This is a genomic window from Streptomyces sp. NPDC048419 (assembly GCF_043200415.1).
GTDB lineage: Bacteria > Actinomycetota > Actinomycetes > Streptomycetales > Streptomycetaceae > Streptomyces.
Window position 1 is genome coordinate 552,593 of record NZ_JBICXT010000002.1, and the last position, 24,644, is coordinate 577,236.

A 24,644-nucleotide genomic window follows, 5' to 3' on the forward strand; every position below is an offset into this window, starting at 1 on the left:
TCTTGCGGGTCTTTCCGGCGGGGGGCGGGCAGCTCTGTTCCGGCGTTCACGCGGCGTCCTCCGTGACCCCCAGCGCCGCCAGCAGCCGCGACCGGTACGCGTCGCGCGGGCGCTCGTGGTCGACGGGCAGATCGAGGCCGATACGGCCCTCCTCCAGGACCAGCACCCGGTCCGCGAGGACGATCGCCTCGTCCACGTCGTGCGTCACCAGCAGCACCGACGGCCGATGGCGCCGCCACAGCTCGCGCAGCAGGCCGTGCATCTTGATCCGGGTCAGCGCGTCCAGCGCCCCGAACGGCTCGTCCGCCAGCAGGAGTTCGGGCTCGCGGACGAGCGAGCGGGCCAGCGCGGCGCGCTGCGCCTCGCCGCCGGACAGCTCGTTCGGCCAGGCCCGCTCACGGCCCTTGAGGCCCACCTCGGCGAGGGCCTCGCGCCCCAGCTGCGCCGCCTCCTTGCCGTCGAGACCGAGGAGTACGTTGTCCAGCACCCGCCGCCACGGCAGCAGCCGCGAGTCCTGGAAGACCACGGACACCCGCTCCGGGGCGGTCAGCTGCCCGCTCCCGGCGACCTTGTGGTCCAGGCCCGCGATCGCCCGCAGCAGCGTGGACTTGCCGGATCCGCTGTGCCCGAGGAGGGCCACGAACTGCCCGGCGGGGATGTCGAGGTCGATGCCGTCGAGCACCGTGCGGTCCTCGAACGAGCGGGTCAGGCCGCGCAGTTGGACGGCGGGCCGGGTCAGCTGCTCAGTGTGCGGCGCCACGACAGCACCCTCCGTTCGACGAGACGGACCGCGCTGTCGGAGATCAGACCGAAGACGCCGTAGACGAGGAGGCCGACGAGGATGACGTCCGACTGGCCGTAGTTCTGGGCCTGGAACATCATGTAGCCGAGCCCGCTGGTGGCGTTGATCTGCTCCAGCACCACGAGGCCCAGCCAGGAGCCGGTCACGGCGAGCCGGAGTCCCACGAAGAATCCGGGCAGCGCGCCGGGGATGACGATCTGGCGGACGAACTGGAGCCGGGACAGCCCCTGCACCTCGGCGAGTTCGACGAAACGGCTGTCGATGCCGGACAGCGCGGCGTGCGTGTTCAGATAGACCGGGATGTAGACGACGATGGCGATGATCGCGATCTTGAACGTCTCGCCGATGCCCAGCCACAGGATGAACAGCGGGATCAGGCCCAGGGTCGGGATCGCGCGGTTGAGCTGCACCGTCCCGTCGATCAGTGCCTCGCCGACCCGGCTGAGCCCGGACGCCAGCGCGAGCACGACCCCGGCGGTGAGGCCGATCGCGAAGCCGTACGCGGCCCGCTCCAGCGAGGTCAGGATGTCGGTGGGCAGGGTCCCGGCGCTCCACAGCCGGCCGGCCGTCCCCAGAACCGTCCAGGGAGCCGGGATCGCACCGGTGTCGAGCTGCCCAGCTGCGGACGCGGCGGCCCAGAGCCCGACGAGGAGGGCGGGACCGATCAGGCCCGAGGCGGGCAGCGGCCGGCCGGGGGACAGGCCGCGCCGTTGCCGCCGTCGTGGCCGGTGGCCGCCCTTGCGGTCCGTGACCGGCGCGGTGGTGGACGTGGTGGTGGTCGTGGTGGTCATGGCGGTCACCTCCGGTACTCCGCCGGTACGGCCTTGGCGGCGATGTCCTCGAAGCGGTGGTCGAAGAGCGAGGAGACGTCGAACTTCTTCACGAAGCCGCCCTCCGCGAGCAGATCGGCGGTCTCCTGCTCCCACTTGATCGCTTCGGTCCAACCGGGCGGGAAGAGCGGCTTGTTGGCGAGCTCGGTGATGCCCTGCGCCTGCGCGAGGGTGAGGTTCTGCGTCTTGACGTAGAACTGCTCGTTCCAGGCGTCGGGGTGCTCGTACGCCCACACCTGGCCCTTGGCCCAGGCGGGGATGTACGCGGCGACCGCGGCGGCCTTGGCGGGGTCGTTCAGTACGGTGACCGGCGCCCACAGCAGGTTGAGCAGGTCGACGACGTCCGTGGTGATGACGCGGGCGCCCTTGGACTCGTACTGCTGGAGATAGGCGGGCGCCTGGCTGTTGGCGAGCGGTGCGATGTCCACCTGGCCGGACTGCAGGGCGGTCAGGAACTGGTTGCTGGTCAGCGGGACGAGCTGGGCGTCGTCGTAGGCGAGGCCCGCCTTCTTCAACGCCCGCAGCAGCACCACCCCTTGGGCCTGGCCCTGCGAGAAGGCGAGCTTCTTGCCCTTGAAGTCCGCGACCGTCCGGATGTCGCTGCCCGGCTTGGTGGCGAACAGGTAGTTGGGCTTCCGGGTCAGATTGATCGCGACGATCTTCGCGTCGAAGCCCTGGTAATGCGCCTGGATCGGCGGAATGCCCGCGTTGTTGGCGAGGTCGAGCGACTTGGCGCGGAAGGCGTTGATGACATCGGGGCCCGCGCCGATGTTCAGCCAGTTCGACACCTTGAACGGCACGTCCAGTTTCGCCAGCCGGAACTGGACCTGCTGGACGCTCTGGTACGAGGCGATCTTCAGGCTCGTACCGGCCGGGACCTTACGGGCCAATGGCGCGGACGAGGCCCCCTTGGTCTCGGCGGCCGCACTTCCGTTCGCGCAGCCGCTCAGTCCGGCGACACCGGCCGCGGCACCGAGAAGCGAGGTGAGAAAGAGCCGTCTGTCGACACCCGGCACAGGGGATGCAGGCATGGGAGAACTCCATGGATCGAGAACGAGGAACGCGTGCGGAATTCCGGGCCCGAGAAGGCCGGGAAAAGGGAACGCACGCGGGATCGGTACAGGATTCGCGCAGGATTTACGCAGAATGAAATGAGCGCTTCACACGCGGCAACGTGTCAGCAACAAAGGGTGCGACAGCTCACGAACAGGCTCATGAGCAGGATGTTCCCCGTTATTCACGACCCTTGTCAACATTGTGAGTTGCTGAATTAAATAAGGCGAGGTGACGCGGCCAGCGGATCGCGGTAGAGCACATCCAGTGCCACCGCGCCGCCTGCCACCGCGAGCACCGTCTCCGGGAAACTCGTCGGCACGACGCAGGCGGCACGCAGGTCGCCGACCTCTTCGCGCAGCGCGATCAGGCAGTCCTCCCGGTGGATGATCCCGACCTCGGTCACGACCACCGTCTCCGGATTGAGCACGTCGAGCAGCAGCCGGGCCGCCCGCCCGACGGCGCGCGCCCGCTCCACGAGCAGCCGGGCCGCCTCCGGGTCGCCCGTCGCCGCCGCCGTGACCACGTGCATGGGGTTCGTGCCGTCGACGAGGCCCGCCTCCCGTGCCCGGCGGCACAGCGTCCGCTCGCTCAACTCGGCCTGGAGGCAGCCGGTCCGCCCGCAGTCGCAGGACTCCGTGCCGCCGGGTACGGGCAGATGGGCGATCGCGCCCGCCTGGGAGCGGGGACCGTGGTGCACCTCGTCGTTGGTGGCGAAGGCCGCGTCGACGACGTTCCCGACGAACAGATGCAGCACGCTCCGGCTGTCCCGCGCGAGGCCGAACAGCCGCTCCGCGTTGACCAACGCCCGTGCGTGGCCGTCGACATGGACGGGCAGCCCGGTGCGCCGGGCGAACAGCTCGCGCACCGCCACGTCCCGCCAGCCCAGCAGCGGGTGCTCCACGACCGTGCCGGACGCGCGGTCCACCCAGCCGCCGACGGCCACGCCGACGCCGAGAGGCCGGCAGCCGGGGAGGCCGGCCAGGAGCGCGGTCAGTCCGTCGGCGGCCCGCGCCAGCACCCGGCCGGGCTCGCTGTGCTCGTGCTTCAGCTCACGGTGGGCCACCACCCGGCCGCGCAGATCGAGCAGCGCGACCGTGGTGTACGGCACGGCCACATGCACCCCGCCGACCACGAACCGCGTGTCGTCCAGGTCGACGGGGACGTGCGGGCGACCGACCCCGTTCGAGCGCCGGGGCACGGACGCCTCGCGGATCAGGCCGAGTTCGGTGAAGCGGGCGCAGTAGTCCGTCACCGACGCCGGGGACAGGCCGGTCAGCCGGGCGATCGTGCTGCGGGCCACCGGGCCGTGGTCGAGCACGGACCGCAGGACGACGCTCGCGCTCGTCCGGCGCCGGGAAGCGGGGGCGGGGGAGGAGGAGATGGAGGGGGAGATGACCGGGGTTGCCGCGGTGCGGGGCATGGAAGACCGTCCAGGGGAACGGGGCCGACACGTCTCGGAGGCCGAGGCGCGCCGGAGCCCGCCTCACGCGATGGTGATGACTCGCGTGCGGCGACAGGTGGCCGCGCCCTGGCGTCGCAGGTCGACATAGCGACGCGACGTGAAGTTCCGGGCCTGGGCAACCATGGCTGGAAGGGTAGACCGGGAAAGGTGAATCCGGCCAGACCACTAGGATTCATTTGGCGGGACCCTACAGACCCGCCCCCGCCCCGCCAGGTGAGCCCGGCCTCGCTGCCTCCGTGACCGGCGTCACGCCGAAGCCCGTGTAAGCCGCATCCTTTGTCCGGAGCCCACCAAGCCCGCCGTCCAGCCTTTGTCGATCGCTGACGGTGATCGGCCCGGGACCGCTGGGATAGCGTCACCGTGTCCCAGCATGTCCTCGTCACTCGCGGAGTCCTCATGAGCACCGCTGCCGCCACCGCCCGCCCCCGTGAGGTCCTCGCCGACCTCCTGCCCGCGACCCGTCTCCGGGACGTGGCCCTCGTGCTCGGCGGCGCCGCGCTCACCGGCCTCGCGGCCCAGATCTCCGTGCCCGTCCCGGGCTCCCCGGTGCCGGTGACCGGCCAGACCTTCGCCGCCCTGCTGGTCGGCGCCACGCTCGGCGCGAGCCGCGGCCTGGCCTCGCTGGTCCTGTACGCGCTGGCCGGCCTCGCCGGTGTGCCGTGGTTCGCGGGCGGCACCTCCGGCGTCTCCGTCTCCTTCGGCTACATCATCGGCATGATGCTCGCCTCCGCCGCCGTCGGCGCCCTGGCCCGCCGCGGCGCCGACCGCTCCGTCGTGCGCATGGCGGGCACGATGCTGCTGGGCGAGGCGATCATCTACGCCGTCGGCGTCCCGTACCTCGCCTACGCCGCCCACCTGTCCCTGACCGCGGCGATCGCGGCCGGCCTGACGCCGTTCCTGATCGGCGACGCCCTGAAGGCGGCCCTGGCGATGGGCGTCACGCCCACCGCCTGGAAGCTCATCGGCAAGCGCTGACGCCGAAGTCGTCACGGAAGAGGCTCGCCGGGTCGTACTGCGACTTCAGCCCGGCGAGCCTCTCGCGCGTCCCGGCGTCGTAGAACCCCTCGGTCCGGTCACCGGCGCCGAACGCGAAGCCGCGGGCCCGGCCCAGGGTCACGTCCGCGAGCAGCGCGAACGCCGGGTCCAGCACCGCACGTGCCTGCTCACGGTCCCCGGCCGTCAACAGCCGCACCAGGAAGCGCCCGTCGCGATGGGGCACCGAGTTCGGCGCGGGCCGGGCGAGCGCCCCGCCCAGGTGATTGATCTGCACGACGCACATGGGGCCGCCGGCGTCCGGACCGGTACGCGCGAGCACCTCTGCGGCTGCGGCGAGGTCCAGCTCGCCCAGCACCGCGCTGTCCCCGTAGTAGGCGTGCGGGAAGTCCGGATCACTGTGGATGGTACGGCTCTCGGCATACGGCATCTCCCGCAGCGAGTCGGCGAGCACGGGGCCGAACTCCCTGAGCGGGGCGGCCAGTTCCGGCCCGTCGGCGCCGGTGTACGCGACGCGTACGGAGACGACGTACCGGCCGCGCAGATGCGGCGGCAGGGCCGGGACGTCCGGATACGGTACGGCCGCGAAGGACGAGGTCAGCCCGTCGGGCACGGTCCGCGTCCACGCCTCGTACGCCCGCAGCAGGGCCGCCGGGTCGGTCTGGCGGCCGTCGAAGGAGACGGAGCCGCCGTACAGCGTCCGTACCGGGACCAGACCGATCTCCAGCTCGGTGACGATGCCGAAGCCGTGGCCGCCGCCGAGGAGGGCCCAGTACAGGCCGGGGCCGGACTCCCGGGTCACGTGCCGGAGCCGGCCGTCCGCGGTGACGAGGTCCAGGGAGCGCACATGGTCGGCCGCGTAGCCGAACTCCCTGGCCAGGATGGGCAGTCCGCCGCTCAGGGTGTAGGAGACGGCGCCGACGCTCGGGGCCGAGCCGTTGAGGGGCGCCAGGCCGTACGGTCCGGCGGCGGCCACGACCTGGCCCCAGCGGACGCCCGCCTGCAGGCGGACGGTGCGGGCCACCGCGTCGACGCTCACCCTGTCCATGCGCTGCGTCGTGACGAGGACGCCGCCCTCGGACGCGCCGGGCAGCCCGTGGCCGGTGGCCTGGACGCCGATCGGCAGGTGCTCGGCGGCCGCGTACCGTACCGCGGCGCGCACGTCGTCGGCCGAGGAGACGGCGAGGACCACGGCGGGACGCTGTGCGAACCCGGTCTGGAAACCGGCGATCTCCTCGTCGTAGCCGGAGTCGCCGGGGCGAAGGACGAGCGGGCCGGCGGTGTTGTCGGTCGTGTCGGCGATGTTCATGAACGGCATCGTTCCCGCATTACCTGACATCCGCCGTCAGCTTTTCGGGTGAGAAGAGGGCCGGGGTGCGCGGGCGCCCCGGCCCTCTTGCGGAGGTTGCGCAGCCGTCGGGAGTGTCAGCCGCGAAGCTGCCGGGTGGGACGCCGCGACGTCCACCACAGCCCCGCCGCACCCGCCGCCATCAGCGCCGCGCCCGCCGCACCCAGCGGCAGGACGTCCCGCCCGACGCCCGTCTTCGGCAGCTCCTTCTGGTCGCCGCCCGGCGCCACCGGCTTGTTGTCGGTGCCGAGCAGCAGCGGAGTGGCCGGGGCGTTCGGCGACGGGTTCGTCGTACCGAACGGAACCGGGCCCTGCTGCCAGTACGTCTTCTTCCCGTCACCGGACGTCACGGGCAGACAGATCTTGCCGGTCTTGTTCAGGTCGTAGGTGGCATCGACGGCGTACGACTTCGACTTGCCGGCCGCGAGATTGTCGATCGGGCAGGAGAAACCGCTGTTCGAGCCCTTCGGAAGATTACTTTCGGCAATCTGGGAGCAGCCTTGCACGCTCTTGACCGTGAGGCCGTCGAAACCGACGACCAAAAGCTGGATCTTTCCGCTGTCCTTGGTCCCCTCGTTCTTGACCGTGGCGGTAATCGCCGTCTTTTGCGAGCCGTTGTCGACCGAGATCTTCGAAGGCAGGAGCGTGGTCAGCTTCACGCCTGCCGGCGCCTCGTCGACGGCCTTTCCGCCCTTGCTGCTGCCGGGTCCCTGGTCGTCCGCACTGGCGGTGAACGAAAGGATCATCACCGTCGAAAAAGATGCTGCGACCAGCGATCCCGCGATGGTCGTCATGCGACGAGAACTCATGTTCACATCCCCCTTGGCTGCGCCTGAATTCGCAGTACTTGAAGAGCTACCACAAGATTTCTCCGCACTATGCTGGTACGGCCTGAAGTGTGACCATTGTGGGACAGTCGGGACGTTGCAGCGGTAATTGAGGGGGTGCAGCGGATTGCCGGGGAATACGAGAAGCGGCGGAGTTCCAGGGTTGCTGGTGACGGGGCGCTACCGGCTGGTCGAGAGTATCGGCCAGGGGGGAATGGGGCGGGTGTGGCGGGCCGCCGACGAAATGCTCGACCGCCCGGTCGCCGTCAAGGAGATGCGCATCGACGGACTCGACGCCGAGGACACGCGCACCCGCCGCGAACGGACACTGCGCGAGGCCAGGGCGACCGCCCGGATCGACCATCCCAACGTGGTGCGGGTCTACGACGTCGTCGACGAGGGCGAACGGCTGTGGATCGTCATGGAGCTGGTCGGCGGCCGCTCCCTGGAACGGATCGTGGCGCAGGACGGCCCGCTGGCGCCGGGCGCGACGGCACGGATCGGCCTGGGGCTGGTGAGGGCCCTGCGCCAGGTGCATGCGCGCGGTGTCCTGCACCGTGACATCAAGCCGGGCAACGTCCTGGTGGAGGACGGCGCGGAGCGCATCGTGCTCACCGACTTCGGCATCGCCGCGATCCAGGACGCCAAGGCGCTCACCATGGTCGGGATGCTGGTCGGCTCACCCGACTACATGGCGCCCGAGCGCATCTCCGGCCGCCCGCAGGGCCCGCCGTCCGACGTGTGGTCGCTGGGCGCCACGCTCTGCGCCGCCCTGGGCGGCCGTTCCCCCTTCTCCCGCGACACGACCCTGGCCACGCTGCACGCGGTGCTGTACGAGGAGCCCAAACTCCCCGCCGCGGCCGGTCCGTTGCGGGACGTCCTGGCCGCGCTGCTGGAGAAGGACCCCTCGGTCCGCCCGAACCTGGACGACCTGGAGGAGGCACTGCTCCCGATCGCCTTCCCGCCGACCCTGCCGACGCTTCCCGTGGGCGCGGGAGAGGGGAACGGCGGCGCGGAGGAGGACGAGGCGGACGAGCCCGGTGAACCCGCGGCCGAGGAGCCGACGAAGCCTGAAGCCGGGCCCGCCGTGCCGCCCGAGCGGCCCACCCCCGTCTACCTGGACACCCGTCTCGTGCAAGCCGCACGCGACCCCAGGCGACGCGAACCCGAACCTGAACGCGCACCTGAACCCGCGCCTGAACCCGCCGCCGTCCGGGACGCGATACCGCAGGAGACGCCGGAGCCCGCGGCGCCCTCCGCCCACCACCACGTCAACGCCTCCAGCGAGGTCGCCTCCGAAGTGCGCTCGGAGGTCCGTTCCGAGGCCCCGTCGGCCCAGCAGCCGGCCGGTGTCTCCCTGGTCCGCACCCCTACGGTCCCCGAGCAGCAGTCCGTGAACCCGAACGCGGCTGCACCCGGTGCCCGCCGGAGCCCGGCGCCCGTCCCGGAGCTGTCCACCCGCCCCGCCCTGGGCCCGCACCCGCTCCGCACGCCGCCGCGCGAACTCCCCGTCCCCGCAACCCCGGACGGCCCCCGCCGCCCCCGTCGCCGAGCCGGCCTCATCGCGGCCGGCGGCCTGGTCGCCGCGGGTGCCGTCGTGGCCGTGGTCCTGCTGGCGAACTCCGGCTCGCCCGGCGACAATCGCGCGGACTCCTCCTCGTCGTCCGCCGGCACGTCGTCCAGCAGTGCTCCGCCCACCGTGGAAGGCACGGCGAGGCCGCAGACGCTGCCGCCGGGGGTGCATCGCGAGGCGGGCGGGTTCGCGTGGGCGACTCCCAAGGGCTGGCGGCGGGATCTGAAGACGGGGTCGGAGGTGCACTACACGTCACCCGACGCCACGCAGGAACTGGTGGGCAAGTCCTCGATCGCCCGCGGCGACCTGATGGAGACCTGGAAGCAGTCCGAGCAGAACGCCCACCAGGGCCAGAACTACCAGAAGATCCGTCTGGAGCGGACGACGTTCCGCGGCAACCCGGCGGTGATCTGGGAGTACACATTCACCCTGCAGGGCACCCCCTGGCACGCCCGGCTGCTGGGCTTCGACCAGGAGGGGAAGTCGTACCAGATCAGCACGTGGTACCAGCCCGACATCGAGACCCAGGCCCTGAAGGTCTACGACAAGACCAAGGACAGCTTCATCGTGCTGTGAACCACGTGGACACAGGGCAGGGGCCCGCGGCGTCCGCCGCGAGCCCCTGCCTTCATCCGCACTCGTACGTGCGCAACGTCCTTGGCGTCAGCGCGTCTTGACCTCGTCCGGCGCCGTCGCGGCGGACTCGGCCGTCACGGCCGTACGCCCGCCCGACACCTTCTCCTTGACCAGGGCGACGATCAGCACTACCGCTGCCACGAGCAGCGACAGCAGCACGGTCTCGCGTCCGTCGTGCTCCGTGTCCGTGAGCATGTAGCCCAGCACGAACACGATCACACCGGCCGCGGCCCAGGTCAGGTACGGGTACAGCCACATCTTCACGACCAGCTTCTCCGGCGCCTCGGCCTGGATGATCTTCCGCATCCGCAGCTGCGAGAAGCAGATGACCAGCCAGACGAACAGGGCCACGGCACCACTGGAGTTGACCAGGAAGAGGAAGACCGAGTCCGGGAACTTGTAGTTGAAGAACACCGCGACGAAGCCGAAGAGGACGGACGCGATGATCGCGGCCCTCGGCACACCACGGGACGTGGTCCGCGCGAACATCTTCGGCGCGTCACCCCGCTCGCCGAGCGAGAACGCCATCCGGGAGGCCGTGTAGAGGCCGGAGTTGAGACAGGACAGCACCGACGTCAGCACGATGAAGTTCATGATCTGGCCGGCGTGCGCGATGCCGAGGGAGTCGAGGGCGGCGACGTAGGAGCCCTTCTCCTTGATCGTCGGGTCGTTCCACGGCACCAGCGAGACGACGACGAGGATCGAGCCCAGGTAGAAGACCGCGATACGCCAGATGATGCTGTTCGTGGACTTGGTTACCGCCTGCTGCGGGTTCTCCGACTCGCCGGCGGCCAGGGTGGCGATCTCGCTGCCCATGAAGGAGAAGACGACGAGCAGCACGCCGGTGAGGATGGCGCCCGGCCCGTGCGGCAGGAAGCCGCCGTGGTCGCTGAGGTTGCCGAAGCTCGCCTTGTCGCTGTGGACGCCCGGCAGCACACCGAAGATCGCGAGCGCGCCGACGACGATGAACGCGCCGATCGCGACGACCTTGATCCCGGCGAACCAGAACTCGAACTCGCCGTAGGAGCCGACGGAGACGAGGTTGGTGGCGGTCAGCACGAGCATCACGATGAGGGCCCAGCCCCACTGCGGGACGGCCGGTATCCAGCTCTCGAGGATCGTGGCGCCGGCGGTGGCCTCCACCGCGAGCACCACGACCCAGAAGAACCAGTAGAGCCAGCCGATGGAGAACCCGGCCCAGCGGCCGAGCGCCCGGTCGGCGTGAGCGGAGAACGAGCCGGAGGTCGGGTTGGCCGCGGACATCTCGCCGAGCATGCGCATCACGAGCACGACGAGGGTGCCGACGAGGGCGTACGAGAGAAGGATGCCGGGCCCTGCGGTGGCGATGCCCGAGCTGGAGCCGACGAACAGTCCGGCTCCGATGACACCGCCGATGGCGATCATCGTCAGATGACGGTTCTTGAGTCCGGCCTGAAGACCAGTCATGGGGGAATTCCTTCGCGCCTTGTGAGCGGTCGCCGTACGAGCGGTGTACGGGTCGGACCAGTGAAACGGAGGCTATGGAATTCGTGAACCTTTGAAATGGGATCGTTACTTGAGGTTTCCTTGAGGTTCTGTGGCTGAAGACACGGTTCCCCCTGGCCGACACCCGGGGCTGCCAGCCGGAAACAGCCGTGTCACACTCGGAGTCATGCGCGTGTACCTCGGCTCCGACCATGCCGGCTTCGAACTCAAGAACCACCTCGTCGAGTGGCTCAAGGCGGCAGGCCACGACCCCGTCGACTGCGGCCCGCACATCTACGACGCCCAGGACGACTACCCGCCGTTCTGCCTGCGTGCCGCGGAGAAGGCGGCCGCGGACCCCGAGTCCCTCGGCATCGTGATCGGCGGCTCCGGCAACGGCGAGCAGATCGCGGCGAACAAGGTGAAGGGCGTGCGCGCGGCGCTCGCCTGGAGCGAGGAGACCGCGTCGCTCGGCCGCCGGCACAACAACGCCAACGTCGTGGCGGTCGGCGCCCGTATGCACACCACGGAGGAGGCGACGAAGTTCGTCGAGACCTTCCTGGGCACCCCGTTCTCGGGTGACGAGCGCCACATCCGCCGCATCGACATGCTCGCGGACTACGAGACGACCGGCGAGCTGCCGCCCATCCCGGCGCACCACCCGCAGCAGGACTGACGCCCCTCAGGGGGCCGGAAGGACACAGGCACCGTGCCAGAGGGGCACACGATCCACCGGCTGGCGTCGGACTACGCCGACCGCTTCTCCGGCACGGCACCGCGTGTGACCAGCCCCCAGGGCAAGTTCTCCGACGCCGCCGCACTGCTCGACGGCGCCGAACTCACCCGCACCGAGGCCCACGGCAAGCACCTCTTCCTCGGCTTCCGCGACACCGACTGGGTCCATATCCACCTGGGCCTGTTCGGCAAGGTCGCCTTCGGTGACGCCCCCGCCCCGCCCACCGACACGGTCCGCCTCCGGCTGGCGAACGACACCTCGTACGTCGATCTGCGCGGACCGACCACCTGCGCGCTCATCACGGACGCCGAGAAGGTCGCGGTCCACGACCGGCTGGGCCCCGACCCGCTGCGGGCCGACGCCGACCCGAGGGCGGCGTACCGGCGCGTGTCCCGCAGCCGTACGACGATCGCAGCCCTGCTCATGGACCAGAAGGTGATCGCCGGCGTCGGCAACGTCTACCGCGCCGAGGTCCTCTTCCGGCACGGCATCGACCCCTATCGCGCGGGCAGGGACATCACCCCGGCCGAGTGGGACGCCGTCTGGGCCGACCTGGTCGAGCTGATGCGCGAAGGCGTCCGCAACAACCGCATCGACACCGTCCGGCCCGAGCACACCCCGGAGGCGATGGGCCGCCCGCCGCGCGTGGACGACCACGGCGGCGAGGTGTACGTCTACCGGCGGGCCACGCTGCCCTGCCGCCTCTGCGGCGGCGAGATCCGCACCGCCGGCCTCGCCGCCCGCAACCTGTTCTGGTGCCCCGCCTGCCAGCAGGGCTGACGCCCCGGGAGGGTGGCTAGAACCCGTGCGGCAGCCACGGCGCCACGGTGGACGCGAAGGCCACCGACACCTCCGCCAGCGTGCCCTGTCGCAGCTCCCGCACCCGCCCGGCCGCGGCGAGCGCGTCCAGGGGCACGCCGCCGAGATAGGCCGAGCCCAACTCCCGTACGGACAGGGCGAGATCGGGCGCGTCCTCGGTGCGCGTGCAGGACGCGCCCTTCGCGTCGCCGGTCAGCCGCCAACGCCCGGTGTTCCAGGGGCAGAAGGCGTCCTCGACGTCCAGCACGACGTCCACCGGCGCCTGGTACGTCCGCGCCTCCAGCGCCGCCCCGACGTCCACCAGCCGTACGTACAGCGAGTCCCGTACGAGCAGTGAGCAGCGCCGGATGTCGGAGACCAGGTGCTGCCAGCCCTCGCCCATCGGCCGCCCGCGCGTGGTCACCTTCGACGTCAGATCGATGTCGAAGAGGAAGCGCCACAGCGCCGCCTGGGCCGCCGGGTCCAGCGCGTCCAGGTCCTGCAGGACGACCGTGCCCTTGGGGCCCTCCGACTCCCAGCCCGGCTTGATCCGGAAACGGGCGTACCCGACGGTCTCCCCGCCCCGCTGCGCGAGGACGCACTGCAGGGGCGACGCACCGTCCCGCTCGCTCTCCGGGTCGAGCACCCACATCCGCTCCCAGCCCGGAATCCGGGCCACCATGCCGGCACGCCGCGGCACCAGCCGGGCGTACACCGCCTCGCACGCGCCGAGCGCCTCGGCGGGTGATGCGTACCGCAGCCGTACGTCATCGGTGCCGGGCGGCACGGACAGCCGTACGCGGGTCGTGTCGATCTCGGCGGTGACGTGGTACGTGCCGACGCCGTACCCGAACCGACCGTAGATGGCGGGCTCGGAGGCGGTCAGGACGGCCAGCGGCTCGCCCCAGGACCGTACGTCGTCCAACTGCCGCCGCATCATGGACGTCAGCACACCGCGCCGCCGGTGCGTGGCGGCCACGGAGACCATGGTCACGCCCGCCGCGGGCACCGCCGCGCCGCCGGGCACGGTCAGCCGGAAAGCGAATGCCCCGGCCGTCCCCACACACGTATCGTCGTCCCAGGCACCTATGGAACGGTCCGTCCGAGTGAGCTCGCGGAACAGGGCGCGCTCCTCGGCCGCCTCCGGGATTCCGCCGAAGGCACGGATCAGGTTGTCGTACCACTCGTCCCAGTCGTCCTGCCGCAGCACGCGCAAGTCAGTCGCCATGAACCATGCCTACCAGGGCGTTGCGGGACGAGCGAGGGAATTTCGTCTTGGCGGACCCGCAACGGCTTTCTGTGAAGTTCACTGTGAAGTTGAACCTCGGACGGGGGACAAGTGGGACCTCCCGTGCCAAGCAGCTGGTCCGATGGATAGGGTCCCGAACTGATGGCAGCAGGACGAGAGCGGCGCGCGGAAGCCGATACGTTCACGGCCCGGTGGAAAATGCAGTGGCACCGGGTCCGCGTCGGCCTGCGCAGAAGCGCCGTCGACTACTTCCGCGGGGACGGCTCGGACTGGGTCGCGCTGGCCGGACTGCTCATCATGGTCCCGGTGATCGCGGCCGTCACGCTCGCCAACTCCGTGTGGTGCTCCCCTGCCGTGCTGGTCCTGCCGATCGTGGCGGGCGGCCTGCTGCTGCGCCCGGCCAGCCTGCTCGGCCTGTACGCGGCCGCGGCCACGGCCCTGATCGTGGAGTCGGTGAAGCTCGGGCCGTACACGGAGGGCCCGTCCCGGGTCACCCCGGGCGTGGTGCTGGTCGTCGCGGCCTGCGGCTTCTTCGGCCTGCTCATCGCCCAGTTCCGCAGCAGGGTCGGCGTGCCCTGGAGGCGCGGCGGCACCATGCTCTTCGACCTGCGCGAACGCATCCGGGTGCAGAGCAAGCTGCCGACGCTGCCGATGGGCTGGCACCGGGAGATGGCGCTGCGGCCGGCGGGCGGCCAGTCCTTCTCGGGCGACTTCGTGGTCGCCGCCCGCACCAACGGCGGCCGCACGCTGGAGGTCGTCCTGACGGACGTCTCCGGCAAGGGCATGGACGCCGCGTCGCGTGCGCTGCTGCTGTCGGGGGCGTTCGGCGGACTGCTGGGCTCGCTGCCCCCGCACGCCTTCCTCCCGGCGGCCAACGGCTATCTGCTGCGCCAGGACTGGCAGGAGGGGTTCGCCACCTCCATCCACCTCGTCCTGGACCTCGACTCCGGGGACTACGAGCTGTACTCCGCCGGGCACCCCCCGGGCCTCCAGCTGAGCGCGGGCAGCGGGCGCTGGGAGGAGAAGGCCGCCGAGGGCCCGCTCCTCGGCGTCTACGACGGCGCGCAGTTCGACCCCGTGAAGGGCTCGCTGCGCCCCGGCGACGTGCTGATGCTGTTCACGGACGGCCTCGTGGAGACCTCCGAACGCGACATCGTGGAGGGCATCGACCGCCTCACGGGCGAGGCCGACCGCTATGTCGCCGGCGGCTTCCACGGCGCCGCCTGGCACCTCATCGAGGCGGTGGCCAAGGACGTCAACGACGACCGCGCGCTGCTGCTGATCTGCCGCGAGGGCCCGACGGCGACGTCCCAGCCGCCGGCCCTGCGCTGAGCCGCCGGAAGACGGCGGGTGGGGTTTACCCCCGCCCGCATTCGCCAGCCGCCCTCATCGCCCGCCCCACCTCCGGTCCGTAGGTTCGAAGCACCATCCCGGACCGGAAGGAAACAGGCATGTCAGGCGACTGGGCCGTAGAACTGCACGGAGTCCGCAAGCGCTACGGCCGTGGCGGCGGCGCCGTGCACGCCCTGCGCGGCATCGACCTCACCCTGCCCCGGGGCAGCTTCACGGCCGTGATGGGCCCCTCCGGCTCCGGCAAGTCCACCTTCCTGCAGTGCGCGGCGGGCCTGGACCGGCCCAGCGCCGGTACCGTCCGCCTCGGCGGCACCGAGATCACCGGCATGAAGGAGAACAAGCTCACCGCGCTGCGCCGCACCCGCCTCGGCTTCGTCTTCCAGGCCTTCAACCTGCTGCCGTCCCTCACCGTCGAGCAGAACGTCGTCCTGCCGATGCGTCTCGCGGGCCGGCGCCCCGACCGCCGCCGCGCCGCCGAGGTCCTCGCCGAGGTCGGTCTCACCGACAAGGCGCGGCGCCGCCCCGGCCAGCTCTCCGGCGGCCAGCAGCAGCGCGTCGCGATCGCCCGCGCGCTGGTCACCCGCCCCGACGTCGTCTTCGCGGACGAGCCCACCGGCGCCCTGGACACCACGACCGCCGCCGAGATCCTCTCCCTGCTGCGCCAGGCCGTCGACAGCCACGGCGCCACGGTCGTCATGGTCACCCACGACCCGTCGGCCGCGGCCTGGGCGGACCGCGTCCTGTTCCTCGCGGACGGCGAGATCGTCGACCGCCTGGACCGCGCGCCCGCCGAGCGGATCGCCGCCCGCATGACGGCCTTGACCGCGCGCCCCTCCTTCGCACAGGCGGCGGCGTGATGTTCACACCCAACGGTCTCGCCCGCGCGGCGCTCCGCTTCCGGCCCTCCGGGTTCGCCGGCACCTTCGTCGCGCTGGTCATGGCCGCGATGGTGGTGTCGGCGTGCGGCATCCTGCTGGAGACCGGCCTGCGCGCCACCGTCCCGCCCGCCCGCTACGCCGAGGCCCCCGTCGTCGCGGCCGCCGCCCAGACCGCTCCCTACGGCCACGGCGACAACGCCGACAGCGAGCCGGTGCCCGACCGCGCCCGTCTCGACGACTCCCTGGTGGCGAAGGCGGCCACGGCGCCCGGCGCCCGTACGGCCGTCGCCGACGTCACCTTCCCCGGCCGCGGCCCGAACGGCCCCCTGAGCGCCCACAACTGGGGTTCCACCACCTTCACCGGTGAGAAGCTCACCTCCGGCCGCCCGCCGGGGCCGGGCGAGGTCGTCCTGGCCGCGGGCAAGGCCACCGCCGGTTCGCACGTCACCCTCACCACGCCCGAGGGCAGGCACACCTACCGCGTCTCCGGGACCGCCGGCACCGGCGACGCCGCCGCCTGGTTCGCCGACGACGAGGCCGTACGCCTCTCCGGCCACCCCGGCCGCATCGACGCCATCGCGGTGTTCCCCGAGGCCGGCGTCTCCACCGCGGCTCTCCAGTCCCAGGTGGCGCACGCGCTCGGGAAGCACGCCAAGGTGCACACCGGCGACGACCGCGGCGCCGTCGAGGACCCCTCCCTCGGTGAGGCCAAGGAGATGCTCACCGGCATCGGCGGCTCCTTCGGCGGCGTCGCCACCCTGGTCGCCATGTTCACCGCGGCCGGCACGGTCGCGCTCGCCGTGGGCCAACGGGCCCGTGAGTTCGCCCTGTTGCGGGCCATCGGCACCACCCCGCGCCAGATCCGCCGCACGATCGCCACCGAGACACTCCTGGTGGCGCCCCTCGCCGGCGCCCTCGGCTGCCTGCCCGGAATCGCCCTGGCCCGCTGGTGGTTCGGGCAGCTCAAGGACAAGGGCGCCGTGCCGGAGGCGGTCGACCTGTCCGTCTCCTGGATCCCCCTCGTCTCCGCGGCCGGCGCGGTCCTGGTCACCGCCCTGCTCTCCGGCTACACCGCCGCCCACCGCAGCTCCCGTATCAAGCCCGGCCAGGCGCTGAGCGAGGCGTCCGTGGAGCGGCTGCGCATCGGCTGGATCCGTACGCCCCTCGGTATCGCCGCCGCGGCCGGCGGCTTCGTCTGCGCGGGGTTGTCCGCCTCCCTGACCGGCGACGACGCGGCCAACGCGGCCCTGGGCATCGTCTTCCTGTTCATGCTGGCCGTGGCGCTGCTCGGCCCGCTGGTCGCCCGCGCCTGCGCCGGCCTCTTCGGCCTGCCGCTGCGCGGCGCCGGCGCCCCGGCCGCGCTCGCCGCAGCCAACTCCCGTACGAACGCCCGCCGTCTGGCCTCCGCGATCACCCCGATCGTGCTCGCCATGGCGTTCTCCTCGGTCCTGATCTTCATGCAGACCAGCACCGACCGCGTCACCGCCGACCAGCAGCACGCCGGCGTCCTCGCCGACCACATCGTCACCGCCGACCCGGGCCTGACCCCGGACGCCGTACGACGGGCCGGGCACAGTCCCGAAGTCACCGCCGCGGTCGGCCTGTTGAGGACCTCGGTGCTGGTCCCGGCCTCGGGCGGCCTGGAGTCGGCCTCCGCACAGGGCGTCACGGGCTCCGCCCGCGACCTCGCCGCCGTGCAGGACCTGGACGTCGAGCACGGCCGGCTGTCCCTGAAGCGCGGCGAGATCGCGGTCGACGGCCGGCTGGCCGGCAACGCCCACGTCAAGGTCGGGGACCGCCTCCACCTCCGGCTGCCCGACGGCACCAGGGCAGCCCCGGTGGTCGTGGCGACGTACGGACGCGGCATGGGCCTGTCCCAGGTGACGATGGCCCGCGCCGACCTCGCCACCCATGTCACCTCCGCCTACGACACCGAGCTGTGGACGAAGGGCGGAACGGCCGCCGGGCTGGGGCGGATCGGCACGGTCCTGGACCGCGACGGCTACACCACCGCCCAGTCCCTCGACCGCGAGCTCAACGCCTGGGCCAACTCCGTGATGGCCGGCGTCCTCGGCGGCTTCGCGGCCGTCGCCGCCGTCAACACGCTGGTGATGACCGTCCTCGACCGCCGCCGCGAACTCGGCACGCTGCGCCTCATCGGCTCCACCCGCCGCCAGGTGCTGCGCATGATCCGCTGGGAGGCCCTCCTGGTCGCCCTCGCGGGCATCGCCCTCGGCACGGCCATCGCGCTGGCCACCCTGGTCCCGATGATGAAGGGCCTGACGGGACAGGGACCGTACATTCCCCCCATGGTCTACAGCTCCTTCGCCGGCGCGATCGTCGTCCTCGGGGTGACGGCCGCGACCCTCCCGGCCCGCGCGGCGCTGCGCAAGGAGACACTGGACGAGTGACCGGAACATCCCGAACGCCGATGACCCTGGCCGCCGTCGAGGCCACCGCCCGTGCCGCCCATGAGGGGCAGACCGACAAGGCGGGACGGCCCTACGCCGAGCACCTGAGCGCCGTCGCCGAGGGCGTCCGCGCGCGCGGCGGCGACGAGGAGCAGATCGCGGCCGCCTGGCTGCACGACGCCGTCGAGGACGACGCGCTCTCCGCCCAGTGGCTGGAGGAGGCCGCGCTGAGCCGGCGTACGAAGGACATCGTGCGGGCGGTCACCAAGCGGGCGGGGGAGGAGCCGCAGGAGTACGCGGCACGGATCCTCGCGACGCCGGGCGCGCTGCTGGTGAAGGAGGCGGACCTGGCGCACAACGCCGACCCGGCCCGCCTCGCCCGCCTCGCCGACGAGGCGACCCGTAGAAGACTGACCGAGAAGTACACACGGATGCGCGCACTTCTCGGTCTTCGGCAGCCGTCGGTCTAGGCGTTCGCCATCTCGCGCTGCCGCTGCTGCTTCTCGCGCTCGCGGGCCAGCTCCGCCGCGTCCCGCCTGAAGGCCCACTTCATCTCGGGCTCCATCGCGAACCTGAACATCCGCTGCACCGGAGGAGTGCACAGCGCCGTGACCACGGCCGCCGCGGCGAGCGTCACCGCGATCTCACCGAGCGGCTTGTGCATCCACTTGTGGCCGAACCAGCCGTAGAAGTCACCGGCCTTGATCACGAAGCCGTGCAGCAGATAGCCGTACAGCGTGCCCGCGCCGAGGGCGGTGAACCACATCCTGCGGCGCGGCACCCAGGCGAAGAAGCACGCGGTCAGCAGCAGCGAGCAGCCGAACAGCGCGAGCACCATGACCGGCCCGGTCCACCACGGCGCGGCCAACTCCTGGGCGGCGTCACGGTGGTAGAACCACGCGGTGTTCATCCGCGGCACCGCCCACCAGCCGAAGACCAGCGCGGCCGCGAGCACCGGCACCGCGACGATCCGCATCGCCCGCGTGCGCACCATCTGGAAGTGCTCGGGCTTCATGCACAGACCCAGCACGAAGTACGGCAGGAACTGGAGCACACGCTGGAGGTCGAGGTCGTTGCCGATCTCCGGCGAGACCGACCCGAACATCGCGACGCCGAGTGCGATCGGCAGCGGCCGACGCAGGTTCTTCCACAGCGGTGTCGTCAGGCGCCAGATGAACAGCGCGACCAGAAACCAGGTGAGATACCAGGGGTCGAGCAGGCTGACGTCCATGCCCGGGTCGTGGTCGCCGTACCGCTTGAAGAGGGAGTACGCCGTCTCGAAGACGACGTAGGGCACCAGGACACCGGTGACCAGGCGCCTGAGGCGGTCGGGGCGCATGTCGAAACTGCGCGAGAAATAGCCGGAGATGATGATGAAGGCCGGCATGTGGAAGCTGTACACGACGGTGTACACGCCCTCCAGGATGCGGCTGTCACCCTTCAGCGGCTCCCAGGAGTGGCCCATGGCCACCAGCACGATCGCCAGATACTTCGCGTTGTCGAAGAACGCGTCGCGCTGTTTCCCGGGTCCGGCGGGCCGGGCCTGCCGTTCCTGCGACGGGCGCGGACTCGGCACTCCCGACGCCGGCGTGCGTGCCGGAGGGAGCGGCGTTCTGTTGTGGCCGTGCGGCGGCAACGAGTTCGTCACAGACCCTCCCCCCGAAAACGGGGGGAGGCGATCCCGGACCTCGCTGCACATGCGGGGGACGAGGCAGCGTGAAACATCTGAGGAACCCTAGCGTCGTCTGTGGGTTTTCGTAAAACTCCCCACGTCTTTCCTGGTTATTGGCTTCGAGTACCCATCATTAAGGGAAGTTGACTTCCCTGTGTAGGTGATGGTCAACACACCATTACATGTCCCGGTTGTCACGACTCGTCCTGACTAAATGGGGCATATGACCTGGGGGCGACTCTGGTGGAATGTCCGCTTCATTCGCCTTTGCTGGAGCTGCCGTTGAGAGCTGCCGGGTAACCGTGACGACAATTCGAAATGCCTGCGAACGCGTTGTGTGGACATGGAAACGATCCCGTTGAATTCCCTGCGCGGGTGCATCCTCGAAATGCCGTGCGGGGGAGCCGAGTTGGCCCCGCCCGCGGGCCGCGGCCGCCCGCGCCGGGCAAAGGTCCGACATGCTGTGGCCGACGATGCCTCAGGTGCCGCATACCCGGGCCCCGTTGGTGGCACGATGGTTCTGGCGGGGGTGCGCGGGCGCCGGCACCCCCGGGCCGGGAGAGCGGACCGACCTAGGGTGTGATCAGTTGTGGCCATTTCACTGTCAGTGGTGCTTCTGTTGGCGATCATCCTGGTGGTGTTGATCCGGGGAGGCTCGATCAAGGCCGGCCCCGCCATCGTGGCGATCCTCTTCGGCTTCTTCCTGGCGTCGACCGGCATGGCGCCGTCCATCAACCGGTTCCTGAACTCGATAGCCGAGACGATCAACTCGATCAGCTTCTGAACCGCAGCAGCTTCCGGGCCGGCCGGTCTGTGCGGGGCCGCCGCGCGACCGCGCCGCGCCCCGGGCCGGCCACGCCCCGCTCGCCGGCCGTGACGCCCCGCGCAGACACTCAGGGCCCGGTTCCGCGGAACCGGGCCCTGAGTCGTGTGGAGCGGGCGACGGGAATCGAACCCGCGTAGCCAGTTTGGAAGACTGGGGCTCTACCATTGAGCTACGCCCGCACAAGGTGCGCCACGGATCGGTGATCGCGGCACGGTAAGCATCGTAGCGGGTCGGATGCGCTCGGCGCACACCCCTTCCCCGCCCGCACCGGCCCGGCGTCACCGCCCGGGAAATGCGGCGTCCGCACTGACTGCGGGCATGTACCCTACGTGTCGCACCTGACGGGGTGTGGCGCAGCTTGGTAGCGCGTCCGCTTTGGGAGCGGAAGGCCGTGGGTTCAAATCCCGCCACCCCGACCAGCACCGGTCAACACCGGACTCAGGCGCGATCACCTTGGGTGATCGTGTCCCGTGATCGCCTTTGGGGCGTGTCGCCGCTGCCGTTACTATGCAAGCTGCACGCCCGTGTGTCTCTCCTCTACAGAAGTCCTCCGGGCGGCGAAATCCGCCGGACCAGTCTGGCTCCGGCAGAAACCCAGAAGTCAGCCACAAGGAGACCGAACCGTGAAGAGCGCCGTGGAGACCCTGAACCCGACCCGGGTTCGGCTCACTGTCGAGGTGCCCTTCGAGGAGCTCAAGGACAGCCTCGACGCGGCGTACAAGAAGATCAACCAGCAGGTCACGGTGAAGGGCTTCCGGAAGGGCAAGATCCCGGCGCGCGTCATCGACCAGCGGTTCGGCCGCGGTGCGGTCCTCGAGGAGGCGGTCAACGACGCGCTTCCGAAGTTCTACACCGAGGCCGTCAACGAGGCCGAGCTGAACGTGCTGGGTCAGCCCGAGGTGGACATCACGGAGCTGAAGGACGGCGAGACGCTGAACTTCACCGCCGAGGTCGACATCCGCCCCGCCCTGGAGATCCCGGACTACTCCGGTATCGAGGTCGAGGTCGACGCCGTCGAGGTGACCGACGAGGACATCGAGAAGTCCGTGGAGCAGCTGCGTGAGCGCTTCGCGTCGACCTCTCCCGTCGAGCGTGCCGCCGAGGACGGCGACGTCGTCACGATCGACCTGGAGGCCAAGGTCGAGGGCGAGGTCCTCGAGGACGGTGTGGCGAGCGGCGTCTCCTACACCATCGGCTCCGGCGAGCTGCTGGACGGCATCGACGACGCCGTGAAGGGCCTGGAGGCCGGTGGCGAGGCCACCTTCGCCTCCGAGCTCAAGGGCGGCTCGGCGGCCGGTAAGGAGGCCGAGGTCACCGTCAAGGTCACCCAGGTCGCCGCGCGCGAACTGCCCGAGCTGGACGACGACTTCGCGCAGCTCGCGTCCGAGTTCGACACCCTCGACGAGCTGAAGGCGGACAGCCGCAAGCGCCTCGAGAACATGAAGCAGTACGACCAGGCCACGCAGGCCCAGGAGCGCGTCCTGGAGAAGCTGCTGGAGCTCGTCGAGGTGCCCGTCCCCGAGAAGCTGCTCGAGGACGAGATCAACACCCGCAAGCACAACCTGGAGCACCACCAGCTCGGCCAGATGGGCCTCGACCTCGAGAAGTACCTCGAGATCCAGGGCAAGACGGTCGAGGAGTTCGACGCCGAGACCGAGGAAGCCGCGGTCAAGGGCATCAAGACGCAGTTCGTCCTCGACGAGCTCGTCAAGCAGGAGAAGCTCAACGTCAACCAGGAGGAGCTCACCGAGCACCTCATGCGGCGTGCGGCCTCCTCCGGCATGAGCCCCGACCAGTTCGCCCAGGCCGTCGTCGAGGGCGGCCAGGTTCCGCTCCTGGTCGGCGAGGTCGCCCGCGGCAAGGCGCTCGCGGTGGTCGTCGAGTCCGCCACGGTCAAGGACACCAACGGCGAGGTCGTCGACCTCGACGACGAGGACGAGACCGAGCCGGCCGCGGACGTCGCCGCCGAGGCCACGGAGGCCGACGCCACCGAGGCCGAGGAGAAGACCGAGGGCTGACGCCCACGGCGCCTGGCAGGTCGCAGGACGGGCCCCTGGGGACGCGATGTCCCGGGGGCCCGTCGCCGTACGGTGGAACTGTGCCGCGAACAGCCGCGGCGCAACCCGTACGCGGCTGCGAACCCCGCGTCCCCGCGGCGCTACGCCCCCGGCGAACACCCCACTCTCCGGGATTCTCCGAAGGGACCAGCGCGTTAGGGTCCATGAGTACGGGGGCAGGGAAGTCCCGGAAACAGCCCAGCCCCCGGATGGGAACACGTGAAGACGGCCCGGCGCCGTCGTAAGACGAGCAGGTGGATACGTGACGAATCTGATGCCCTCCGCCGCCGGCGAGCCTTCCATCGGTGGTGGCCTCGGCGACCAGGTCTACAACCGGCTGCTCAACGAGCGGATCATCTTCCTCGGCCAGCCGGTCGACGACGACATCGCGAACAAGATCACCGCACAGCTGCTGCTCCTTGCCGCGGACCCGGACAAGGACATCTACCTCTACATCAACAGCCCCGGCGGATCGATCACGGCCGGCATGGCGATCTACGACACCATGCAGTTCATCAAGAACGACGTGGTGACCATCGCCATGGGCCTCGCGGCCTCGATGGGCCAGTTCCTGCTCAGCGCGGGGACCCCCGGCAAGCGCTTCGCGCTGCCGAACGCCGAGATCCTGATCCACCAGCCCTCCGCAGGTCTGGCCGGTTCGGCCTCCGACATCAAGATCCACGCCGAGCGGCTGCTGCACACCAAGAAGCGCATGGCCGAGCTCACCTCGCAGCACACCGGCCAGTCGGTCGATCAGGTCACCCGCGACTCGGACCGTGACCGCTGGTTCGACGCCTTCGAGGCCAAGGAGTACGGCCTCATCGACGACGTCATCCCGACGGCCGCCGGAATGCCGGGCGGCGGCGGCACCGGGGCGGCCTGAGGCCCCCCGTACAGCCCCCAGCCGACCGCCACAGCTCCTAGGAGACAGACAGTGAACGACATCCCCGGCAGCGGCCTGTACGACCGCGCGCGTGCCGAGTACACGGGTCCCGCCGCCGAGTCCCGCTACGTCATCCCGCGCTTCGTCGAGCGCACCTCGCAGGGCATCCGCGAGTACGACCCGTACGCGAAGCTCTTCGAGGAGCGGGTGATCTTCCTCGGCGTGCAGATCGACGACGCCTCCGCCAACGACGTCATGGCGCAGCTGCTCTGCCTGGAGTCGATGGACCCCGACCGGGACATCTCGGTCTACATCAACAGCCCGGGCGGCTCCTTCACCGCGCTTACGGCCATCTACGACACGATGCAGTTCGTGAAGCCCGACATCCAGACGGTCTGCATGGGCCAGGCGGCGTCCGCCGCCGCCATCCTGCTGGCCGCCGGTACGCCGGGCAAGCGCATGGCGCTGCCGAACGCCCGCGTGCTGATCCACCAGCCCTACAGCGAGACGGGCCGCGGTCAGGTCTCCGACCTGGAGATCGCCGCCAACGAGATCCTCCGGATGCGTTCGCAGCTGGAGGAGATGCTGGCCAAGCACTCGACCACGCCGATCGAGAAGATCCGCGAGGACATCGAGCGCGACAAGATCCTCACGGCCGAGGACGCGCTGTCGTACGGCCTGATCGACCAGATCATCTCCACCCGCAAGATGAACAACGCGTCCGTCCGCTGACACTGAGGGACACGGACGCTGTATCGTCTGCCGCCCCTTGGCACGGTTGGTGTGCTTT

21 protein-coding genes and 2 tRNA genes are annotated in these 24,644 nt (G+C 70.7%); 13 read left to right on the top strand and 10 right to left on the bottom strand.

Annotation, left to right across the window (positions count from 1 at the left end; genetic code table 11):
• Positions 1–46 precede the first annotated feature (46 nt).
• The 4 genes from ACGFYN_RS06430 to ACGFYN_RS06445 form a co-directional block, all read right to left on the bottom strand.
• Positions 47–760 carry an ABC transporter ATP-binding protein gene (locus ACGFYN_RS06430; protein WP_393864609.1) on the bottom strand — a complete coding sequence of 238 codons (714 nt, stop codon included), beginning with the start codon at positions 758–760 and terminating at the stop codon, positions 47–49.
• The gene (locus ACGFYN_RS06435) at positions 736–1,593 is read right to left on the bottom strand and encodes an ABC transporter permease (RefSeq protein ID WP_393864610.1); all 858 of its coding nucleotides are present in this window, start codon (positions 1,591–1,593) and stop codon (positions 736–738) included. Before ACGFYN_RS06435 ends, ACGFYN_RS06430 begins: the two co-directional genes overlap by 25 nt.
• A gap of 5 nt (positions 1,594–1,598) precedes the next feature.
• Positions 1,599–2,663 (bottom strand): ABC transporter substrate-binding protein, encoded by a 1,065-nt coding sequence (locus tag ACGFYN_RS06440; RefSeq protein WP_393864611.1) that lies wholly within the window; start codon positions 2,661–2,663, stop codon positions 1,599–1,601.
• Positions 2,664–2,902: 239 nt separating this feature from the next.
• Positions 2,903–4,108: an ROK family protein gene (locus ACGFYN_RS06445; RefSeq protein WP_393864612.1), complete on the bottom strand. Its 1,206-nt coding sequence runs from the start codon at positions 4,106–4,108 to the stop codon at positions 2,903–2,905.
• 438 nt (positions 4,109–4,546) lie between these two features.
• On the opposite strand from ACGFYN_RS06445, the gene ACGFYN_RS06450 reads away from it, so the two are divergent.
• A complete protein-coding gene (locus tag ACGFYN_RS06450; RefSeq protein WP_393864613.1) occupies positions 4,547–5,125 on the top strand; it encodes a biotin transporter BioY in 579 nt (192 codons plus the stop codon).
• On the opposite strand, the gene ACGFYN_RS06455 is transcribed toward ACGFYN_RS06450, so the two are convergent.
• Both ACGFYN_RS06455 and ACGFYN_RS06460 read right to left on the bottom strand, forming a co-directional pair.
• Positions 5,109–6,452 carry an FAD-binding oxidoreductase gene (locus ACGFYN_RS06455; protein WP_393864614.1) on the bottom strand — a complete coding sequence of 448 codons (1,344 nt, stop codon included), beginning with the start codon at positions 6,450–6,452 and terminating at the stop codon, positions 5,109–5,111. The two genes, ACGFYN_RS06450 and ACGFYN_RS06455, sit on opposite strands and share 17 nt — an antisense overlap.
• A gap of 116 nt (positions 6,453–6,568) precedes the next feature.
• Complete coding sequence (locus ACGFYN_RS06460; protein ID WP_393864615.1) at positions 6,569–7,300, bottom strand: LPXTG cell wall anchor domain-containing protein; 732 nt, start codon at positions 7,298–7,300, stop codon at positions 6,569–6,571.
• A gap of 187 nt (positions 7,301–7,487) precedes the next feature.
• Between ACGFYN_RS06460 and ACGFYN_RS06465 the strand changes: the two genes are divergently transcribed.
• Positions 7,488–9,467 (top strand): protein kinase, encoded by a 1,980-nt coding sequence (locus ACGFYN_RS06465; RefSeq protein ID WP_393864867.1) that lies wholly within the window; start codon positions 7,488–7,490, stop codon positions 9,465–9,467.
• 87 nt (positions 9,468–9,554) lie between these two features.
• On the opposite strand, the gene ACGFYN_RS06470 is transcribed toward ACGFYN_RS06465, so the two are convergent.
• The gene (locus ACGFYN_RS06470; protein ID WP_393864616.1) at positions 9,555–10,973 is read right to left on the bottom strand and encodes an amino acid permease; all 1,419 of its coding nucleotides are present in this window, start codon (positions 10,971–10,973) and stop codon (positions 9,555–9,557) included.
• A gap of 205 nt (positions 10,974–11,178) precedes the next feature.
• Here ACGFYN_RS06470 and ACGFYN_RS06475 point away from each other — a divergent pair, with 205 nt between their 5' ends.
• A complete protein-coding gene (locus ACGFYN_RS06475; protein WP_393864617.1) occupies positions 11,179–11,667 on the top strand; it encodes a ribose-5-phosphate isomerase in 489 nt (162 codons plus the stop codon).
• 33 nt (positions 11,668–11,700) lie between these two features.
• Entirely contained in the window at positions 11,701–12,507 is an 807-nt protein-coding gene (locus tag ACGFYN_RS06480) for an Fpg/Nei family DNA glycosylase (RefSeq protein ID WP_393864618.1), read from the top strand.
• Positions 12,508–12,523: 16 nt separating this feature from the next.
• Here ACGFYN_RS06480 and ACGFYN_RS06485 read toward each other — a convergent pair whose 3' ends face one another.
• Positions 12,524–13,753, bottom strand: a complete 1,230-nt coding sequence (locus ACGFYN_RS06485; protein WP_393864619.1) for a GNAT family N-acetyltransferase — start codon at positions 13,751–13,753, stop codon at positions 12,524–12,526.
• A 162-nt stretch (positions 13,754–13,915) separates the two neighbouring features.
• Here ACGFYN_RS06485 and ACGFYN_RS06490 point away from each other — a divergent pair, with 162 nt between their 5' ends.
• From ACGFYN_RS06490 to ACGFYN_RS06505, 4 genes are all read left to right on the top strand, one after another.
• A complete protein-coding gene (locus ACGFYN_RS06490; RefSeq protein WP_393864620.1) occupies positions 13,916–15,106 on the top strand; it encodes a PP2C family protein-serine/threonine phosphatase in 1,191 nt (396 codons plus the stop codon).
• 119 nt (positions 15,107–15,225) lie between these two features.
• Positions 15,226–15,984, top strand: a complete 759-nt coding sequence (locus tag ACGFYN_RS06495; RefSeq protein WP_393864621.1) for an ABC transporter ATP-binding protein — start codon at positions 15,226–15,228, stop codon at positions 15,982–15,984.
• The gene (locus ACGFYN_RS06500) at positions 15,984–18,416 is read left to right on the top strand and encodes an FtsX-like permease family protein (RefSeq protein ID WP_393864622.1); all 2,433 of its coding nucleotides are present in this window, start codon (positions 15,984–15,986) and stop codon (positions 18,414–18,416) included. The genes ACGFYN_RS06495 and ACGFYN_RS06500 overlap by 1 nt, the downstream gene beginning before the upstream one ends.
• 20 nt (positions 18,417–18,436) lie before the next feature.
• A complete protein-coding gene (locus ACGFYN_RS06505; RefSeq protein ID WP_393864868.1) occupies positions 18,437–18,886 on the top strand; it encodes an HD domain-containing protein in 450 nt (149 codons plus the stop codon).
• On the opposite strand, the gene ACGFYN_RS06510 is transcribed toward ACGFYN_RS06505, so the two are convergent.
• Positions 18,883–20,064 (bottom strand): acyltransferase family protein, encoded by a 1,182-nt coding sequence (locus ACGFYN_RS06510; RefSeq protein ID WP_393864623.1) that lies wholly within the window; start codon positions 20,062–20,064, stop codon positions 18,883–18,885. The two genes, ACGFYN_RS06505 and ACGFYN_RS06510, sit on opposite strands and share 4 nt — an antisense overlap.
• Positions 20,065–20,677: 613 nt before the next feature.
• Between ACGFYN_RS06510 and ACGFYN_RS06515 the strand changes: the two genes are divergently transcribed.
• The gene (locus tag ACGFYN_RS06515) at positions 20,678–20,872 is read left to right on the top strand and encodes a hypothetical protein (protein ID WP_026178055.1); all 195 of its coding nucleotides are present in this window, start codon (positions 20,678–20,680) and stop codon (positions 20,870–20,872) included.
• A 147-nt stretch (positions 20,873–21,019) separates the two neighbouring features.
• Here ACGFYN_RS06515 and ACGFYN_RS06520 read toward each other — a convergent pair.
• Positions 21,020–21,093 (bottom strand) — tRNA-Gly (locus ACGFYN_RS06520).
• A gap of 163 nt (positions 21,094–21,256) precedes the next feature.
• Here ACGFYN_RS06520 and ACGFYN_RS06525 point away from each other — a divergent pair.
• From ACGFYN_RS06525 to ACGFYN_RS06540, 4 genes are all read left to right on the top strand, one after another.
• A tRNA-Pro gene (locus ACGFYN_RS06525) sits at positions 21,257–21,333 on the top strand.
• Positions 21,334–21,537: 204 nt separating this feature from the next.
• The gene (gene tig, locus ACGFYN_RS06530; RefSeq protein ID WP_393864624.1) at positions 21,538–22,932 is read left to right on the top strand and encodes a trigger factor; all 1,395 of its coding nucleotides are present in this window, start codon (positions 21,538–21,540) and stop codon (positions 22,930–22,932) included.
• 313 nt (positions 22,933–23,245) lie between these two features.
• Positions 23,246–23,854, top strand: a complete 609-nt coding sequence (locus tag ACGFYN_RS06535; RefSeq protein WP_393864869.1) for an ATP-dependent Clp protease proteolytic subunit — start codon at positions 23,246–23,248, stop codon at positions 23,852–23,854.
• A gap of 51 nt (positions 23,855–23,905) precedes the next feature.
• On the top strand, positions 23,906–24,586 hold the full coding sequence (locus ACGFYN_RS06540; protein WP_393864625.1) for an ATP-dependent Clp protease proteolytic subunit: 681 nt from the start codon (positions 23,906–23,908) through the stop codon (positions 24,584–24,586).
• Positions 24,587–24,644: the final 58 nt, after the last annotated feature.

Coding starts and splice junctions, on each gene's coding strand:
- ACGFYN_RS06435 (WP_393864610.1), bottom strand. CDS start 1,593: ATGACCACCACGACCACCACCACGTCCACCACCGCGCCGGTCACGGAC.
- ACGFYN_RS06440 (WP_393864611.1), bottom strand. CDS start 2,663: ATGCCTGCATCCCCTGTGCCGGGTGTCGACAGACGGCTCTTTCTCACC.
- ACGFYN_RS06445 (WP_393864612.1), bottom strand. CDS start 4,108: ATGCCCCGCACCGCGGCAACCCCGGTCATCTCCCCCTCCATCTCCTCC.
- ACGFYN_RS06450 (WP_393864613.1), top strand. CDS start 4,547: ATGAGCACCGCTGCCGCCACCGCCCGCCCCCGTGAGGTCCTCGCCGAC.
- ACGFYN_RS06455 (WP_393864614.1), bottom strand. CDS start 6,452: ATGAACATCGCCGACACGACCGACAACACCGCCGGCCCGCTCGTCCTT.
- ACGFYN_RS06460 (WP_393864615.1), bottom strand. CDS start 7,300: ATGAGTTCTCGTCGCATGACGACCATCGCGGGATCGCTGGTCGCAGCA.
- ACGFYN_RS06470 (WP_393864616.1), bottom strand. CDS start 10,973: ATGACTGGTCTTCAGGCCGGACTCAAGAACCGTCATCTGACGATGATC.
- ACGFYN_RS06475 (WP_393864617.1), top strand. CDS start 11,179: ATGCGCGTGTACCTCGGCTCCGACCATGCCGGCTTCGAACTCAAGAAC.
- ACGFYN_RS06485 (WP_393864619.1), bottom strand. CDS start 13,753: ATGGCGACTGACTTGCGCGTGCTGCGGCAGGACGACTGGGACGAGTGG.
- ACGFYN_RS06490 (WP_393864620.1), top strand. CDS start 13,916: ATGGCAGCAGGACGAGAGCGGCGCGCGGAAGCCGATACGTTCACGGCC.
- ACGFYN_RS06495 (WP_393864621.1), top strand. CDS start 15,226: ATGTCAGGCGACTGGGCCGTAGAACTGCACGGAGTCCGCAAGCGCTAC.
- ACGFYN_RS06500 (WP_393864622.1), top strand. CDS start 15,984: ATGTTCACACCCAACGGTCTCGCCCGCGCGGCGCTCCGCTTCCGGCCC.
- ACGFYN_RS06505 (WP_393864868.1), top strand. CDS start 18,437: ATGACCCTGGCCGCCGTCGAGGCCACCGCCCGTGCCGCCCATGAGGGG.
- ACGFYN_RS06535 (WP_393864869.1), top strand. CDS start 23,246: ATGCCCTCCGCCGCCGGCGAGCCTTCCATCGGTGGTGGCCTCGGCGAC.